The sequence below is a fragment of the Acinetobacter nosocomialis genome (assembly GCF_041021905.1).
GTDB classification, from domain to species: Bacteria; Pseudomonadota; Gammaproteobacteria; order Pseudomonadales; family Moraxellaceae; genus Acinetobacter; species Acinetobacter nosocomialis.
Genome location: NZ_CP157432.1, coordinates 2,436,407 through 2,453,432, shown reverse-complemented (window position 1 = coordinate 2,453,432; position 17,026 = coordinate 2,436,407). Strand labels below are relative to the sequence as shown.

The window sequence follows — 17,026 nt, the reverse complement described above, 5'->3', positions numbered from 1 at the left end:
AAGATTCTTCTGTTAATTTTTAATATACGTGATTTTTATGCTGAGATCATTTAAAAAAACTGAAAATACAGTAAACATTTTGAGTGACACAGCCATACACTATTTCTATGCATCGAACTCTACTGGATAGGAGTTGTGATGAAGCAAAGAGCACTGTTTCAGTAAGGGTGACTAAACAGTGCTCTTTGCGGATCTTATAAAAAATTAAATATTAGAAATTTTTGATTCGAAAACTGCTTTTATAGTTGAAGAAAATTCACTAAAAGAAATTATCTTTATCTGCTGCTTAGTTTTATATTTGACAAATTTATTTAAACATTTGTTAGGTACTCTCATAAACTAAATCTATCGATTTAATGAAGTTAATTCTCATTTTTATTTTACAATTATTCTTATATGGTTTTATAATCTCATTCATAGAAAAAATATAAAGTATGTTATTTAAACCTACATCAAAATTTTAATTTAATCATTATAAGTGCATATAAAACTAATCCCATAATTTTAATAAGGTGATGAAATATTCAAAAGATAAGAGGATTTATCTAACTTTATTATTATTAATAGACACTTATACACAATTATTATTTAATACGTCCGCAACATTGCCACTAATACTTTTAATAATTTTATCGGGGAAATAATGCGTAATTTTTTAGTAACAGCTTTCACTTTATTGGTAGGGTCATCAGTTTATGCTGCTCAAGAGCCTAAAACTTATATACAGCGAACAACTTGCGAGAGAACAGTACAACTACATGGTTTTTTAAGCCGTGCTCAACTTGATTGTAATTATCACTATACTTCACAAGAATTAGTTCATGAATCTGAAAAATGTACCAAACATGAACTAGGTGAAAAGTATGGTAAAGAAGTGATGAGATTAGGTATGGACCAATTTGAAGCACGCAAACGTGAAGATATGAAAGGCCAATTATGTAGCACGGTTTTAAAAGAGTTTCCAAACTATATTAGAAAATAAAATGGAATCTTAAAAAGTCTGTCTAGGCAAGCCGATAAAATGGATTTAATTATTCATTTTATCGGTGTATCACAGTATATAACTATCAATTAAATCAGAAAATAATTATTAAAAATGTAATCAATATAAAAATTAGCTAATTGGGGATCTATTAATGATCATATTTTAGTTGTTGGAATTAGTGGGAGATGAAAAGTGTTCTTTTAACTCTAATTTAAAATTTTCCCATAGTGTTTCAGGCTCTAATTGTGAATAACCTAGAAATGCCACATCTAGTTGACTCTCATATGAGTGAATTAACGAACCTAGTTCTGCATTTTCTAAATAATGAATCAGGTAATGAGTATTCTGAAAGAAAGAATCTATCTGATCTTTATAATTCCAAGTATTTAAATGCTTAAAAATATAATTTTCCAAAACTTTCCTTGTTACTTCATCTACCGAAATTTCATTGAATTCACTTTTTTCCGTGAGTCTGAAGTATTCTAATATTTGCTCAGTGTTTGATAAAAAACAGATGTCTAAAGCTAGCTCATTTGTTGGATCATTCTCTAGTGCATGCACGGCCCAGTTCTGAATCTCTTCAGGTGTAATTAATTTTAGATCTAGCTCCATTTTTAATTGAAATTTATAACTATTAGACATTTATTTAACCTAAATTTATTAGATGATATTTAGAGGAAGTAAGAGCCGCATCTTTCAATATGTGGTCATATTTAAAAAACTAGATAAAACCTTCACTCCATTTTTTGTCTAATTCTTTTAAATCATTATATGCTTTTTCAAATTCGCTCAATGGAAAACTTAATTGAGGAACAGAAGTCGAGGTTTCCCAAACTACGGATGTCACAACATCGTGAATATGGTTAAATGCAAGACCAAAACGAGCCCATATGACTTGATCTGCGGAAACAACTTGTTCAACCATAATTACGCTGCATGCTAGATCTAAATCATCAGAGCAAATTAATATTGGAACCACTGTTGAAACAGCTCCATTTTTATAAACTTCAGGCTTAAGAAGTTTCCATGCATTACTTAATGCTAACTCACTATCATAATCATATAACCAACCTTGAGCTGGAACTAAAGTTTCTGCACGATCAATAATTTGGGTATTCTGGTGCACCCATATATTTAATGGAATATTATCAATTGCAAGAATAGGGAATGGTTTAAAATTACCATTAGCATCTTTTATACATCCTTCAATCAGATGTTCACGTAAAAGAGTTGCTGAGATCGTATTCATATTTATAAGTTTATGTGCGTTAAGCAAATATAATATATTCTATTCAATAGATTAATGAATCTAATCTAATGAAAAACAAAAAATTATTTATCCATTTTCTAGCCAATATCACATTGACACCCAAAATCTCTACGATTATCCTTTGCCTGCTGGCCTACATTGCCAGTCGACTTTGACAGGTCGCCATCATCTAGAACATCAAAAAAGTAATTTTTTGGTGTTGAACTCGTTCGTCCCCCTTCGTAGCGGTAGGACGGAGGAGGGACGCCTTCGGGCGTGCCAGTTCCTAGATGACTGGTCTGTCAACCCGCCTTCGTTCTACCACCATAATCATTTGACAGTGATTGGGTAGAACTTCTATTTCATCTAGGAGTCTGCTATGCGTGCTATTTCTTCTCATTTATTGGTCTTTGCCAAAATCTCTTTATTCATACCATTTCAACATCCTATAAAACGGTTTAATCGACTCTAGGTTTTCTGCACCTTAAGAATCGTTACGACTCAAAAATCATAGCAACAATAAACCCGAGATAGGCGAGCACACCTTTATTGTGCCGATTTTCTATGCCTGTTTTTAGCACTCAATTTAAGAGTGATGGCATTTCTATCTCTTTTAGATACAACAAAAAATTATTTTAAACGGTACACATATGCCACCTTTAGTACTTTCTACACGTGCTTTAAAAGTTGTGAATAAGGGAATTGATTTATTTCACCATCACGGATTCCATTTAGTAGGTGTCGACAGAATTATCAAAGCGTCTGAAATTACAAAAATGACTTTTTATCATTACTTTCAATCCAAAGCGCGGTTTATCGAAATTTGCCTACTTGTGCAAAAAGAACGGCTGCAAGACCAAGTCATTAGTATGCTTGAGTATGATCACAGCACAAGCTTGGTGGATAAACTTAAAGCACTTTATGACGTACATACAGACTTGGAAGGGCTGTATTATTTATTATTTAAAGCCATTTTTGAAACCAAAAATACCTATTCAAATGTTTATCAGGTCGCACTTAAATATAGAACTTGGGTAACCAATGAAATTTATAGTCAGCTTAGCGTGCTAAAAGCTGATGCCTCATTTCATGATGCCAAACTACTTCTGCATATAATTGAAGGAACCATTATCCAAAGGCTCAGTCATAACGATGTAGATGAGCGGGACAAACAATTCGAATATTTTATAGCGATGTTTTTATAAAATACTCAAGATAATAAAAGCCCCGAGGTTGGGGCTTTTACTGAATTAGGGACCAACCAAATTTCTTACCACTTATGGCTATAAGTCACTTTAAGCGTTATACCATTTGCAAGTAAGTGGCTGGTGTTATCGTTCGTTCTTAATAATTGGCTATAAAGCGGGTAGTACTTGCGGTTAAACATGTTTTCTAAACCAATGGTCATGGTGTCTTTCTTGTTCAGCGCAAAACTACTGATTAAATCTGCCGTAGTATAAGATTTTACATCGTAACGACCAAAACTATTTACACCATTCAAACGGTAATCTTCTGAACCGAAGTAAGTAGCTTGTAGACGGTTTGTCCAAGTTTCAGTTGGGCTATAAGAAATATAACCTGTTAGTTTTAATGGTGGAATACGGAAGCCCGTCATGTCCTGTTCAGCACCATTTTGAGGTTTCTCACGGCCTTTCATCCACGTTACGCTACCACCAGTTCCCCAAACATTTGCATCGTCAAGGTAGTCAAAAGTTGCTTCAACACCTGTGACTTTCTCTTTAGTTCGAGCCAGCACTAAACCATTATTGAATGATTGAACAGCACCCAAGTCAGAAGTAGAGTGGAATACAGCTAAGCTTGAAGAGAAGTTATTAAAGTTACCTTTCCAGCCGAGTTCGTAGTTATCAACTTTTACAGGCTCTAAGAATGATGAGCCAAGGTTAAAACCTTCACCAGCATTACGAATAATCAAGCCAACATCAGGCAACTGAAAACCTTGGTTAAACGATGCATAAATTGAGTGCTGGTCGTTTGGTGAGAAAGTTACATTGGCATTGTATAACCATGCATCAGCTTTTACTTTTCCACCCGGAACCGTGTAAGGGTTGGTTTTGCCTAATTGTGATAATGGAACAAAGCTGTCAATTTGCGCATAGCTGTCTTCATAGCGTGTGCCAGCTTCTGCTGACCATTGGTCATTAAAGCGGTGTTTTAACTGTACAAAACCACCGACACTTTGCGTGGTGAGTTCAGGTAAATAAATCAGTTTGCCGATTTTTACAAACTCTAAGCCGCCTGATTGATCATAAATTTTTTGATCAAAAATATCTAAAGGCATTTCGCTTTTTTCGCGGCTAAAGTCACCACCCCAAACTAAAGATGTGTCACCTAAAAACTCAAGGGGAGTGGTAACCGTTAGGCGGCTACCGAGTACATTATTTTCTTGATAAATCTGGTCGACTTGTTTACCACGGTTGGCATTTGCACGGGCATCAAACGGTGAAAAACGGGTAAAGAAGTCGCGGTAATAAATTTGAGCATCAACCTTATTACCAAAAAAGTCTTTATGGTTATAGGTTAAATTGTAGATCTGGTTTTCGTTTTTATTTTGGTCTTTGAGCTTTAAACCTTTAATTGCTTTAGCTGGCACAGTTCCAGCAGGAGCTTTTTTCACACTTGGGTCAGATGCATAATCTGAGTCTTGCTCAGCATTATAGTAGTTTGCAGCAAACTGTAGGTATTGGTTGTCATCAATGTGATAACCCAGCTTACCGCCAATGCTATAACCATTTGAGTCGTAAAGGTCGCCTTGGCTTGGTTCGGGTGCAACACGGTCGCCACTTGCATCGTAGGGGCTACCAATACGTTGATAACCAAAGTCGAGTGCATAGTCGAAAGCGTTAAAACTGCCCGTAAAGTACTGGTGAATGTCACCACTTAAAGCATTAGAACGCAGATTTGTAAGTGGTGTTTGAAGTCCAACAACCGTTTTAGCCGTAGGTTCACCGCCCGCAGCTTTCGTGGTAATTGAAATAATACCGCCCGCAGCACCGCCACCATAAATTGCGTTACTGCCACGAATCACTTCAATGTTGGCAATACTTTCAGGGTCAATGGCTGAAAGTCCTCTCGCTGTATCACGAGTGAGGTTCATTGGAACGCCATCCACCAAAATAAGCGCATTACGGCCACGTAAAGTTTGACCATAATCGGTAATGGTTCGGCTTGAGTCCGATAGGCCCGGTACGGCTTTCGCTAAAACAGTCGCAATGTTTCCAGATGATCCATTTTTCAAAAGTTCAATTTGTTTTTCATCTAACTTGGTGACTTGTTTGGCAGAGGTAGAGAGTTCATCTGCACGTGAAGCGGTAATGGTAATAGTAGGAAGGGCTTCAGGCTTTTTTTCTGTTTCTGTGGTTTCAGCAGGTGAAGCGGCAAATGCTGAATTTGAAAGAATAATGGCTCCTCCAAGTGAAAGAAGTGGAATGATATTTTTAACTTCAGACTTTCTTGTAAAAAGTTTATTACTTTTCTTATTTGCCATTGTCTCGCCCTGAGAGTGATTTTAAATTGAGCGAATTATAAATGAGAATCATTGTAATTAACAATATTATTAATTGCTTAAAAATAATATATTTGAAATTTATTCAATGAATTAGGGGAATAGGCATTTATTCCCCTTAAAAGATTTGAACAGTTATGAGTTGTCCTTAAAGGAATTTAGATGGTTTTGATGGGCACGGCGAATAATGCTGCGGTCATCCCCGAGTACAAAAAGCTGAACAGATTGCTGTTTCCATGCCGCGATATCTTCAGGTTGTCGGGGAATAGCACAGAAATGCTTTTGACTATTTTTAGTCTTTGTATACATCTCTTGAACTTTTTCTTTCACCTTTGGATGGCTAGTTTGCCACGGCATTCCCATCGATTGAGAAAGGTCGGCAGCACCTTCCAGAATAATATCGATACCTTCAACTTTTAATATTTCATCAAGTTGTTCCAGACCTTCCAAGCTTTCAATCATGGCAATCACAACAGTATTATTTGTTGCTTGTTGAACAAAACTCGCTAAATCATCCATGCCATATCGATTTAATCTTGTTGAGTTGAGTCCTCTTTGCCCAAGCGGCATATAGTGGCAATTGTTCACAGCCTCTTGCGCCTGCTCCGCATTTTCAATACGTGGGAAAACAATGCCTGTTACCCCTGCATCGAGCAGAGGTAGTACGAGGTGGTTGGCGTTTAACGGCACCCTCACAAATACATCAAGAGGCATGGCTCTAGCAGCTAAAATCATGGTCTCGACTTGAGACGTACTAAATAAAGTATGTTCCAAGTCGATAATAATAAAGTCGTAGCCCGCAAGTGCCAGTTGCTCGACATTAATCGGAGAAGCTACGGAACAAAATATTCCGTAGAGCGTCTCACCATTTGCTATTCGTTTCTTAAAAGAAATCGAATGCTTATTCATATTCAATTTCCTTAATGAGGCTGAGCGGGTTTGGCGTGGTTTGTACTCTTAAACGAATTTCCGGAAGAAAACGGCGGCTTGCGAGCTGTTCAATATCGATGGTGTCATCTGTAAAGTTAAACAATTCATATCGCTCGGCAAACTCTGGGTGAGCTTCTTTGTGTTGATTGATGATAGTTCTTAACATAGTCCAGAATTTGATTTCATCGAAGTCATAATGTTCATTTAAGAAAATTGCTAACTCGGCCAGATTTACAAACCAAAGCGCATCTTGGGTAAAGTCTCTGAGCTCATTTGGAGAGTGGGTTTCCAAGAACGAGTTCGGGTTAATCTTGGCATGTTCTTTTGGTGCATCTTGCAAGTTAGGTAAAAGATTCGGCTCACGTAAAAGATGACGGCTAAAACGAATTCCATCGTGGAAATCTTTCAAGGCTGCTTTAACAGGTAAGCCATTTTTATGAATCAGTACCATGTTTTGTGCATGTGACTCTAAAGCGAGGCCGTGGCACCATAAAATATGCATGATTGGTAGATAAGCATTGCTGAGTAATTTTTCTAACCAGAACTCGATACCGTACTCTTGAATCCAATCATCAATGAGAGGTTTTTGGTCAATATCGAGTTGCATTAAACCTGTTACTGGCGTTGCCGATTCACCTTCTTTTAAGTAGCTGTAAATACTTTCGCGCCAAATGCAGGCGAGTGCGCCGTATTGAACAGGAAGGGCAATCTGCTGGTTCACTGAAAGACCGCCAATCTCTCTTAAAATAACAGGCTTGCGCTGTTTTTCTAAAATATGGTCTTGCTCAACAATGTTATACAGCCAGTCACTCATTTTTGCCGCATTTTGAACGGTATGTGGTGCCAATACGCGAGAGGTCGAGGTATTGACCAAATTCATTGCCAACTTAAGAGAAAGCGCCGAGATATCACTAATATTTGATAAAGTTCGAATCGACTGCTGTGGTAAATAAGTTGGACCTTCAATATCTAACGGAATGATCAGTTGGTTGCTAATCGCATCTTGATAATACAATTCAATAATTTTATCCCACTGCCACGGATGAATTGGGGTGAGGATATAATCTTTAAAATCTACATTTTGCTCTTTCAATTGCTCATTAATAGTTTGTAGATCTTTTTCTGAAAAATGCTGTTTATAAAGCTGCTCTAAGTTAATGGTTTCACTTAAAACCAGTTTGCATAAACTATTATGAGTTGCCACCCATTGAACCGTAAAACCTTCAGAAAGCTCGGGTGCATATTTTTGGTTTTCTTTTAAATCGAAGCCGATACGTGACTTAAAGCTTGGGTGATATAAATGGGCGTTGGTGATGCGTGCCTCTTGTTCTAGGTACGGCAAAGTTCTTAAAGGTTGAGCAGGCACTTGGCTCAAAGTCTGCGCATGTTTAACGTAAGTTAAGTTGAGTTCATCATTAAAGTTTTGCCATTTAACTGGGTCAGCTTCAATAATATTTTTTAGGTCAACAAGTAGCGTTTTTAAGTTAGGGCGAGTTTCAGTGCCTAAAGTAATATCAGAACGGGTTAAGCTTGAAGGATCTAGCTTAATTCGTTTAAAACTAAAATGTCGTTTGGCCGCGCAGGTATAGAAAACGGTATCGGAAATATAGAACTTGATTTGACCTTTAGAAAACTCGTATTTAAAAGTATTTTCAAAAATGAGCGCTTCTAGTAATTGACCCATCACGCGATTTTCCGCAAGGGTTTTATAATTGGTTTGTTGTGTTGGTTGAAGAGGGCAAAGCGCTTCTGCACCGCGATATTTATAAATAGGGTTTTCAACTTCAATCCAGATAGGATTGCCACCACTGTGGTAGAGCGTATTTAACATATTTGCCTTAATTGGTAATGTGAGTGAATGAATTAATAAGTCGCGGTACTGCTTGCCTTTGGCAGTAAAGTTTTCTTGTGTGAGGGTAAGATGGGTGGCTTGCCAAAGTTCAAATTCTTCAATAGCCGTAACTCGCGAAATTGCGCTGATGAGATGAGCAATGTGATTGATCACGAGGTAATATTTTAAAAACGTCCATGCATCTTTTTGGGAGAACCAAACAGTACTATCTTCAGAAATAGATGAGTCGTCTTCTATCATTTCTGGAACAATGCTAATGCCTTCCATATCTCGAAGAATAAGGCGATGCGGATAACCGTTTTTAAATTCCATTAAGCTGTTTTGCATATGCGCTTCTACGCTAATGCCTTTGTTTGCAAACAACTCAACTAATGGAATAAGCGAAACTTTAAGGTACTGTTTCCACCAGAAAGTAATGAAGTCTTTGGCATCGTTCGATTGTAAGTTTTGATTCGGTGCCGCTTGCTGAATAAAGCTTAAAAGCGGGATTTCATGGTTTTCGTTTTCTTCAACCAAGCCACCGAGCATTCGGGTATTTTCTAGTACAGCAGGAGTCAGCCCAGCTCTATAAATAATGCCAAATGAACTTTCAAGCTCTGGGATTCTGACTGTTTTCGCCTCTAATTCCGGCAGAATCACAAGGTCGGGATATTGCTCATTAATCTTGTGATTAATAATAATTTTGCTCGCATCAATGGCACGTTCCATTTCATCCATTGGGTTATTACGAATGAAACTGGTAATTCGAACATCAATAGAGAGTTTTAAGAATAGGTTCGATTGAGGTAACCATACTGTACGAACAGATGAGGTCGGCCATACGGTTTGACCTAATGCGCCTAGATAGATCACGTCTTGGCTGTCTAAATATTTCTTTAAAGATGGATGTTGAAGTAAGAAATTGGCTTGCCACGGATGTGTTGGCATAAGCTCATAATTGGTGAAATTCTCTTGTAAATGGTCTTTTGCAGCTTCTAAAACTTCATCTTCAATATGGTGAGAAGGTTCGTTCTCGCTGACCAGTTTTTGGATTAAAGAAGAATGAATTGCAAAGTAGTGGAGTTGGAAACTTGCGCCTAACTCAGGGCTATACTTTTTCATGTCCTCTTTAGAAAAACCTAAATTGGCTTTAGAGGTCACATGAAAAGGGTGCCCATATAACATGCCTTGTTCAGTAGCCTGAAAACCACTCAATGCTTTAGCTGTTGTTTGAGATGGCTTATTTTCTAAAAAGAATTTTGTGTTCTCGATACTATTGGCAATATCGGAGTACAAATTCTTATTTTGGTTTTTGTCTTTAAATAAGCTATTCAGTTCATCTGTAATCAGCTTCACTAACTGTTTAGGGTCGGTGAGCGAGTCAAATGTATTGTTGCTTAAGTTTTGCAGAACAAAACCACGTTGATATCTGTGATAGCCCGTAGTTGATAAGTGCTGAACTGCGCCATAAGCAACCGTGTTAGATGCATGAAATGTATAAGCAAAACATAGCGTGTCTGGTTGCTCTGCATATAGGGTGAATAAAGGAGAGTCTTGAGCTGGGATAATGTGCTTTTCAAGATTCACTTTGAGTTCACGAAAGAAAGTATTCAGGTACTGTTCGAAAAGTTTATAAGACCATGCATCTGTTGTAATAATTGAGTTCATTCTTGTGCCTCTTTTAAAATTGTATCCATTAAGAATTTGTTCAAAATCACCACTAATCCCGCACCGATAAAAAATAGTGAGGTGCAGATTAATGCAGCGGTAATATTGAAAAATGAGTAGGTGAGCGTGATGGTGATTGGGCCAATAAGTTGCCCTAAGACAAAGGCACTGTTAGAAATACCAATCACTTTTCCTTGGCTTTGAGCGCCAGCTTTTAGAGAAATGGTGTGTAAGATCGAAGGAATAAGGGCTGCAAAGCAAAAACCTTGTATGAGTCGTAATACAAGAACTAGCCAGATATTCGAAACCCAGATCAATGCAAAAATCGTGATGCCGCAAATTAAAGATGCGTAAACGAAGTTATTAAAAGAGTCTCCTTTATCATCATTTCTTTTTCCCCAATAGGTCGCAGCAATAAAGGCTGCTCCCCATGAAAGCGCATGAATGGTTCCCGTTAAACTCGCGGCAGATAACGATGAGTGAGTGCTTTGGCTTATTTCGCTAATGTATAAAACGAAGCAAGACACCAAACCAAAGCCACCCGCTTGAACCAAAATGCCGGCGCTTAACCATGAAAAAATCGTTCTATCAAAGAAAGCGGGAAGCTTGGATTTCTCTTTGGTTTTTGTGGTTTCAGTTTTAACGGGATTAGTTAATACAAATGACGCAATCACAATGAGTGTCACAACAACAAATGCTGTTGCGTTGAGTAATACTTCAACCCGCCATTGATCCATAAATATCCCGCCGAGCACGGGACCACATAGGCAAGCTAGCGCAACACTACTTTGTAGTTGCCCAAAAGCGGCACCACGTTGTTGCTCGTTGGAAAGATATGAAACATAGGCATTTAAAATTACGGAAAGACCGCAAAAGCCGAGTAAAATTCGCGCGAAAATAAACAGGTATAAATGCTGAGCACTCGCCATGAGCAGTATTGAAATACAGAAACCTGCCAGAGAAAGTAGCAAGGCTTTTTTATGGCCGAATGTGTCGGATAGGTGTCCCACAATCGGTGCTGTAAATAAGCTGCCAATAGCCGGAGCCGCGAGTGCTAAACCTGCCCAGATAGTAGGAGCACTCATATGCGCTGTCAGTTTTTCCATATAAAGCGGCATGATCGGAATAAGTACCATGAGCCCAAAAGTGGAAAAAAATTGACAGAGCAAAATAATGAAATGATCTAGGCGAGATGAGCGCATGATTTAGATATCCATGGTCTCATAGCTAGAAACAGATAAGCTGTGATAAGGGTTCGGCGTACTTCCGATTTTACTTGGCATGCCTGTTGAGTCGCTTTCTTGCGCAAGTAAAGGCGTAAGGAGCTGTTTGAATGGCCAAGTCTTATTGTCGAAAAGATAAGTTTGAATTTGCGATTTTGTTTGTTCTGAAATGGCTTGGGTTTCTACAAAATCTTGAATAATGTCTTGAACCATCTCCCAAAAATCGCTTTCTGTACGATCCGTATATTTCAAGGCAGCTAGAGCAATTGGATAGAGGTTAATTTGAAGCCCTAATGTAATGAAGTAATTAAATAAGTCTTCATTTTTAGTAAAGATAAGATTGTTCGGTGTACTGGTATCAATGGTATAAATCGGAGGTGTAAAACCATTTTCTTCAATGGCTGTGGTACATATTCTTAAGGTATCGTGGTCACGTAAAATAAAGCATTTCAACTTGTTATTTTCATAACACACCATAGTGTTTTGCCCGTGGCATTCAGGCATGATTCCTTTTGCCCAAAGCGTTAAGAATGTTTGAATAAAATGAACGCTTAAGTCTTTTAGTAATGTCCATTTGTCACCCTTAATGCCTAAAGTTTCCCAAGGGTCAACATAGGTACAGCTTAAAGCTGACATAGTGATTGGCGTGACATTTTTATCTTGGCAAAAGTCAGGAAAATGTCGGACTTGGCAACCAATTACACCTAAATTCTTTACAATCGGCTCTTGTTTACCCAGCACCCACCAGTGCGTTTCGTTACTTAAAAAGAGACGATTTTTTATTAATGCAGTTTCATTAATGACGTCATTTAAAAAATCATAAGCCGTATGACCATTCATTAAATAGCGGCCTGGCATAGAGCGGATTGCACCTAATGTTTTGGCATTGGTTGAGAGTTTTAAATGCAGAGTCGGGTTTGCGTTGTGAATAAGGGTTCTTAAAGAAGAAGTCGGTAAACCAATTGTGGTGACATGGTTTAGGTCAATACCGCCGTACTTATTTTCATCAAACTTTAAATAGCGATGTTGAGTCTCTAACAGAGGCAGGGCTAAGTAGTCATCTGAAAGCTGAGCTATTTTGTCAGCAATCAGACGTTCCTCAACTTCTGATAACAGAAGCTCTTTGTGAGGAATCGACTTCATATTGTTGATGACGTCATCCTTCTTAAATGCCCACCAATACACCTCAATTTCTTTTTGAGTTGTGAGTGGGGCAAGTTCACCTTTTGAGTGAGCGAACGGATGAAATGGACGATCAGCGACCAGCGATAGCAACTCGCTTTTGATTAAAGGTGAAGAAAATGAAAGTGCTGACTGTAAAATTTGAGGAATTTTTTCAGCCGTAACTAAGTTGTCTAGCCAATAATCAATCGCTTTTTGATGGTGTGGTGACGGCCACCAAGTTGCTTGAGTTAAATAGTTAAAAACTTCAGAAATAGAAATTTTAGAAGTTGTATTGCTCAACAGGTTATGAAGCAAAACTTCGGGTTGGGTAACATAGAAAGGATTTACACCATCTACTTTTAAACAGCTGAAATAGAGTTCCAACTCATCATTGAGAGTAATTGCCAGATAAGGCTTTTTATAGGAAAGATGATCTTTAAAATCTCCATAATTCTCCATGTAGAGGGCATCTATCGTTTTTTGTAGTTGTGCTGTGTAAATCCGATCTAACATTTTAGTTATTCCTATTCTTATAAAAGCGGTAGAACCGTGCCAACGTTTTGTTCTTGTGCAGCATTGAAGAACCACTTCGCGCAGACAATATCGTCAATCGCCATGCCCATTGGGTTGAGCAAAATGATTTCATCTTCGTGTTCACGGCCGTTTTTATGACCAATAATGATGTCGCCAAGTTCAGCATGCAGTTTTTCACGACTGAACAAGCCATCTTCAACCAACACGTTGATGACTTTCTTTTCTCGGTTTGATTGGTCCCAGTCATCTACAATCACTTTGTCTACTTTTAAGAAGACTTCAGGCTCAATATCCATAATTGAAATGTTTGAAACAAAGCAGCCTTTTTTAAGCCACTCAAACGGAATGTAAGGCTTATCTGAAACTGTGCAGGTAATGAGGACATCTGCTTGCACAATTGCAGACTTAGCACTGTCATGAATTTCAATTTCTAGATTTGGATATTCTGATAAGAACAATGCTTTGAGTTTTTCAGCTGCTTCGGGGTTTACATCAAATAAATGTATTTTTTTCACTTGAGCGTATTGCTCAAGTACCGTCTTAATCTGCATTTGAGCAATTGGACCGCAGCCAATTACGGTAATGTCTGAAAAGTCCTTTTTCGCTAAATACTTAATAGAAACACCCGTAATTGCCGCAGTTCGCATGGCACTGATGAGGCTGCCTTCCATCACTGCAACCGGATAATTTGTTTCTGAATCATTTAAAACAATCAGTGCGCTGGCACGCGGAATATTGAATTTTTTAGGGTTATGTTGTCTTGAACCAATCCATTTGATTCCGGCAATCGGGTCGTTGCCACCTAAATAGCAAGGCATTGCAATAATACGGTCCGCAATATGGTCTGCACCTTGCCAGCGAAGATACGGTTTTAAGGGTTGTACAAACTGTTTATTTGCATGCAGGGTTAAACCTTCAGTAATCGCTTCAATAAATGAATTACTATGATTTGCGCCAAGATTTAATAAATCTGATTGACTTAAATAGCGAAGGGTAGCCAAATTGCTCATGAATATGTCCTAAGGAGAAAGTTAAACAACATTTTGTAAAGTAAGGTTTTCTTGACGTCGTAAATTTCGATTGAAGTGACGTTTCTTGATCATTTCGAACCATTCATCTTCATAAACAAGATCGAGATAGCGGTCGCCGCGATCAGGCAGCAGCGTTAAGACGCATGAACCTTCGGGAATGGTTGGAATCAGTTTTTTTATGGCTGAAATGGACGAGCCGCTTGAACCGCCTGCAAAGATTCCTTCATGTTCAAGAAGTTCTCTACAACCGAGTGCCGATTCATAGTCATCTACATAAATGACATCATCAATTTCATCAGGAGAGAGGAGTGGTGGGACAGTACTTGCTCCAATGCCGGGAATTTCACGTGGACCAGATGTGCCACCGAACAATACCGAACCGACAATATCGACCGCGATGACTTTTAATTCTGGGAACTTCTCTTTAAGACGACGAGATACGCCCATAATCGTGCCGGAGGTACTTGCCCCAATTACGAGGTAATCAATCTTCCGATCAATTTGATTTAAAATTTCTTCTGCTTCACCAAAGTAATGGCTTTTCCAGTTGTTTGGATTGGCATATTGATTAATCCAAACCGCATTTGGCAGTTGTTGGCATAGCCGTTTTACGGTGTCAATTCGGGTTTTTAAGTAACCGCCGTTTTGGTCTTTCTCAGAAACCATTTCGATATTGGCTTTGTAGAGCTTCAGCATTTGTAAATTTGCTGAGGCAATTTTTGGGTCAATCACGGCAGTGAATTTTAATCCATATATTTTGCAAGCCATTGCAAGTGCAATAGCTAAGTTCCCTGATGAACTTTCAACAATATGACTGTCTTTATTAATCACTCCAGATTTCAGGCCTTCCTGTAGCATGAATAATGCTGGACGGTCTTTAATACTTCCTCCTGGGTTTAACAATTCCATTTTCGCAATCACTGAGACTGATTGATGCGTGAATAGCCTTGATAGTTGTAATAGTGGCGTTTTACCTATGCATTCGAGAATATTTTCATGGATCATGGCAGATCTTCTCAGGTTTTTATGTGTTGTAAATGATAATTATTATTAATTAAATTATTATTACGATTTATTCCAAGATTGTTGCTGTTTGTAAAGAAAAAACAGGGGGAGTTATAGGAATTTTCACTAATTTTTTTGTTCTAATTCTTTGAATAATAAAATCTATATTTTACAAAAGGTTAAATTAATAAACTTTTTAAATATAAGCAGATAGGCAGGAACTTACTATTTTATAAAAATTAATCACAGTGAAAAAATAAGTGAGTTGACGAAAAAATGAAGAAAAATAGGTGATGAGGAAAGTTTTTCCATTCATAACTCTTCATACCAAGGTAAGTTTATTGAAACAAAAAAGCTGTAATTTGATAAAAAGAGCACTTCTTATGAAGGAGCTAAGTAGATAAAGCAGTGTTGAATAACTAATCTTATTTTAAAAATGAAAATCTACTTATTGCCTACTTGAATCATTTTTCTAAAAATTAATCTAATTTAGCGATTAAGTATTATAGACGTGTTGTATTTATGACGACATATGTAAACAAGCCTTATTCTATAACATACGAACACTTTAAAATTATTGAAAATAAAGTTGTAAGGTGTAAGGGTTTGGATTTTTTTAATTATTATCGTGATCTTCAAGCTGAGTTAAGCAACTATCCTTGGCTAGAAATGATAGTTTCACTCACAATTTTGATTTTATTTGCTGCGTTGGCAAACTTTATTGCTAAGCGAATTATTGTTAGGGGAATCCGTCATTTAGTGACTAAAATCAAGTCACTTAATCAATCTGTTTTTGCTCAGCATAGTGTTATTAAGCGATTTGCCAATATTGTGCCAGCCATTGTGATTATGAATGGTATTACCACCGTTCCACACTTATCTGAAAAAGCCATTGCTTTGGTACAGATGGGCGCACAGGCATTTATTTTCCTGACTATTGCACTCACTATTAGTGAATTATTAAATATATTTAACTTAATCTATCAGCGTAATCCAAAGTCTAGAAATAAGCCGATTAAAGGTTATTTACAACTCGTTAAACTCATCATTTTTGTTGTTTGTGGTTTGATGATTTTAGGTACCTTCCTTAAAAAGGATGTATTTACCTTACTGGCTGGCTTCGGTGCGATGGCAGCCGTATTAATGCTGGTATTCCAAAATACCATTTTGTCATTGGTCGCGAGTGTACAAATTGCTTCTTATGACATGGTACGTATAGGAGACTGGATTGAAATGCCATCGTTAAATGCCGATGGTGATGTGATTGATATTTCATTGCATACTGTCACAGTCCAGAACTTTGATAAAACCTATACCACCATTCCAACCAATAAACTCGTAACGGACACTTTTAAAAACTGGCGTGGTATGAGTAATGCCGGTTGTCGCCGTATGAAGCGTTCTCTTTATATTGATCAAACTAGCGTTCACTTCATGACTGAAGAAGAGCAGCAAAAACTTAAAGATTTTCTATTATTAGATCAGTATCTCAATGCCAAGCAATCTGAAATTGAAGAATTCAATAAGCATCTAGGAAGTCAGTCACGTTATAACAAAAGACGTTTAACCAATATTGGGACATTCAGAGCATATGTTGAATTCTATTTACGTCAGCATAAGGGCATTGCTCAAAACCAAACTCTTATTGTTCGTCAATTACAACCAACGAGTGAAGGTCTACCTTTAGAAATTTATGCTTTTACCAATACTACGGCGTGGGTTTCTTATGAAGCAATTCAGTCTGATATATTTGATCATCTCATCGCGATATTGCCAGAGTTTGGCTTAAGAGTGTATCAAGCGCCTTCAGGCCATGATTTTCAAAAACTAACAGTAGAATAACTAAATAGAAGAATGCTATCTTTCTTGATTTTTCAAATAGA

General features: G+C 37.6%; 12 protein-coding genes. 3 read left to right on the top strand and 9 right to left on the bottom strand.

The window, feature by feature from the left end; translation table 11 throughout:
- Positions 1-643: 643 nt before the first annotated feature.
- Positions 644-982, top strand: a complete 339-nt coding sequence (locus ABLC00_RS11465; protein ID WP_004886597.1) for a hypothetical protein — start codon at positions 644-646, stop codon at positions 980-982.
- 165 nt (positions 983-1,147) lie between these two features.
- Here the strand turns inward: ABLC00_RS11465 and ABLC00_RS11460 are convergent, their stop codons facing one another.
- Both ABLC00_RS11460 and ABLC00_RS11455 read right to left on the bottom strand, forming a co-directional pair.
- Positions 1,148-1,627: a hypothetical protein gene (locus ABLC00_RS11460; protein ID WP_004886598.1), complete on the bottom strand. Its 480-nt coding sequence runs from the start codon at positions 1,625-1,627 to the stop codon at positions 1,148-1,150.
- Between the two features lie 79 nt (positions 1,628-1,706).
- Positions 1,707-2,234 carry a hypothetical protein gene (locus tag ABLC00_RS11455; protein WP_004886601.1) on the bottom strand — a complete coding sequence of 176 codons (528 nt, stop codon included), beginning with the start codon at positions 2,232-2,234 and terminating at the stop codon, positions 1,707-1,709.
- Positions 2,235-2,884: 650 nt separating this feature from the next.
- Here ABLC00_RS11455 and ABLC00_RS11450 point away from each other — a divergent pair.
- Entirely contained in the window at positions 2,885-3,439 is a 555-nt protein-coding gene (locus ABLC00_RS11450; protein ID WP_348941055.1) for a TetR/AcrR family transcriptional regulator, read from the top strand.
- Positions 3,440-3,504: 65 nt separating this feature from the next.
- Here the strand turns inward: ABLC00_RS11450 and ABLC00_RS11445 are convergent, their stop codons facing one another.
- From ABLC00_RS11445 to sbnA, 7 genes are all read right to left on the bottom strand, one after another.
- Complete coding sequence (locus ABLC00_RS11445) at positions 3,505-5,739, bottom strand: TonB-dependent receptor (protein WP_033846013.1); 2,235 nt, start codon at positions 5,737-5,739, stop codon at positions 3,505-3,507.
- A 153-nt stretch (positions 5,740-5,892) separates the two neighbouring features.
- The gene (locus tag ABLC00_RS11440; protein ID WP_033846012.1) at positions 5,893-6,666 is read right to left on the bottom strand and encodes an HpcH/HpaI aldolase/citrate lyase family protein; all 774 of its coding nucleotides are present in this window, start codon (positions 6,664-6,666) and stop codon (positions 5,893-5,895) included.
- Positions 6,659-10,186, bottom strand: coding sequence for an IucA/IucC family siderophore biosynthesis protein (locus ABLC00_RS11435; RefSeq protein ID WP_033846011.1), 3,528 nt, complete (start codon positions 10,184-10,186; stop codon positions 6,659-6,661). The genes ABLC00_RS11440 and ABLC00_RS11435 overlap by 8 nt, the downstream gene beginning before the upstream one ends.
- Positions 10,183-11,388: an MFS transporter gene (locus ABLC00_RS11430; RefSeq protein WP_004886610.1), complete on the bottom strand. Its 1,206-nt coding sequence runs from the start codon at positions 11,386-11,388 to the stop codon at positions 10,183-10,185. Before ABLC00_RS11430 ends, ABLC00_RS11435 begins: the two co-directional genes overlap by 4 nt.
- Before the next feature lie 3 nt (positions 11,389-11,391).
- On the bottom strand, positions 11,392-13,032 hold the full coding sequence (locus tag ABLC00_RS11425; RefSeq protein ID WP_079377151.1) for an IucA/IucC family protein: 1,641 nt from the start codon (positions 13,030-13,032) through the stop codon (positions 11,392-11,394).
- Positions 13,033-13,103: 71 nt separating this feature from the next.
- Positions 13,104-14,117 (bottom strand): 2,3-diaminopropionate biosynthesis protein SbnB, encoded by a 1,014-nt coding sequence (gene sbnB / locus ABLC00_RS11420; RefSeq protein ID WP_004886614.1) that lies wholly within the window; start codon positions 14,115-14,117, stop codon positions 13,104-13,106.
- Between the two features lie 21 nt (positions 14,118-14,138).
- Positions 14,139-15,143 (bottom strand): 2,3-diaminopropionate biosynthesis protein SbnA, encoded by a 1,005-nt coding sequence (sbnA, locus tag ABLC00_RS11415; protein WP_004886616.1) that lies wholly within the window; start codon positions 15,141-15,143, stop codon positions 14,139-14,141.
- 606 nt (positions 15,144-15,749) lie between these two features.
- On the opposite strand from sbnA, the gene ABLC00_RS11410 reads away from it, so the two are divergent.
- On the top strand, positions 15,750-16,985 hold the full coding sequence (locus tag ABLC00_RS11410) for a mechanosensitive ion channel family protein (protein ID WP_002048675.1): 1,236 nt from the start codon (positions 15,750-15,752) through the stop codon (positions 16,983-16,985).
- The last annotated feature ends 41 nt before the right edge of the window (positions 16,986-17,026 follow it).

What these genes read in the sequence shown, in the direction of transcription:
- ABLC00_RS11465 (WP_004886597.1), top strand. Translation starts at nt 644, where the DNA reads ATGCGTAATTTTTTAGTAACAGCTTTCACTTTATTGGTAGGGTCATCA.
- ABLC00_RS11460 (WP_004886598.1), bottom strand. Translation starts at nt 1,627, where the DNA reads ATGTCTAATAGTTATAAATTTCAATTAAAAATGGAGCTAGATCTAAAA.
- ABLC00_RS11455 (WP_004886601.1), bottom strand. Translation starts at nt 2,234, where the DNA reads ATGAATACGATCTCAGCAACTCTTTTACGTGAACATCTGATTGAAGGA.
- ABLC00_RS11450 (WP_348941055.1), top strand. Translation starts at nt 2,885, where the DNA reads ATGCCACCTTTAGTACTTTCTACACGTGCTTTAAAAGTTGTGAATAAG.
- ABLC00_RS11445 (WP_033846013.1), bottom strand. Translation starts at nt 5,739, where the DNA reads ATGGCAAATAAGAAAAGTAATAAACTTTTTACAAGAAAGTCTGAAGTT.
- ABLC00_RS11440 (WP_033846012.1), bottom strand. Translation starts at nt 6,666, where the DNA reads ATGAATAAGCATTCGATTTCTTTTAAGAAACGAATAGCAAATGGTGAG.
- ABLC00_RS11435 (WP_033846011.1), bottom strand. Translation starts at nt 10,186, where the DNA reads ATGAACTCAATTATTACAACAGATGCATGGTCTTATAAACTTTTCGAA.
- ABLC00_RS11430 (WP_004886610.1), bottom strand. Translation starts at nt 11,388, where the DNA reads ATGCGCTCATCTCGCCTAGATCATTTCATTATTTTGCTCTGTCAATTT.
- ABLC00_RS11425 (WP_079377151.1), bottom strand. Translation starts at nt 13,032, where the DNA reads ATGGAGAATTATGGAGATTTTAAAGATCATCTTTCCTATAAAAAGCCT.
- sbnB (WP_004886614.1), bottom strand. Translation starts at nt 14,117, where the DNA reads ATGAGCAATTTGGCTACCCTTCGCTATTTAAGTCAATCAGATTTATTA.
- sbnA (WP_004886616.1), bottom strand. Translation starts at nt 15,143, where the DNA reads ATGATCCATGAAAATATTCTCGAATGCATAGGTAAAACGCCACTATTA.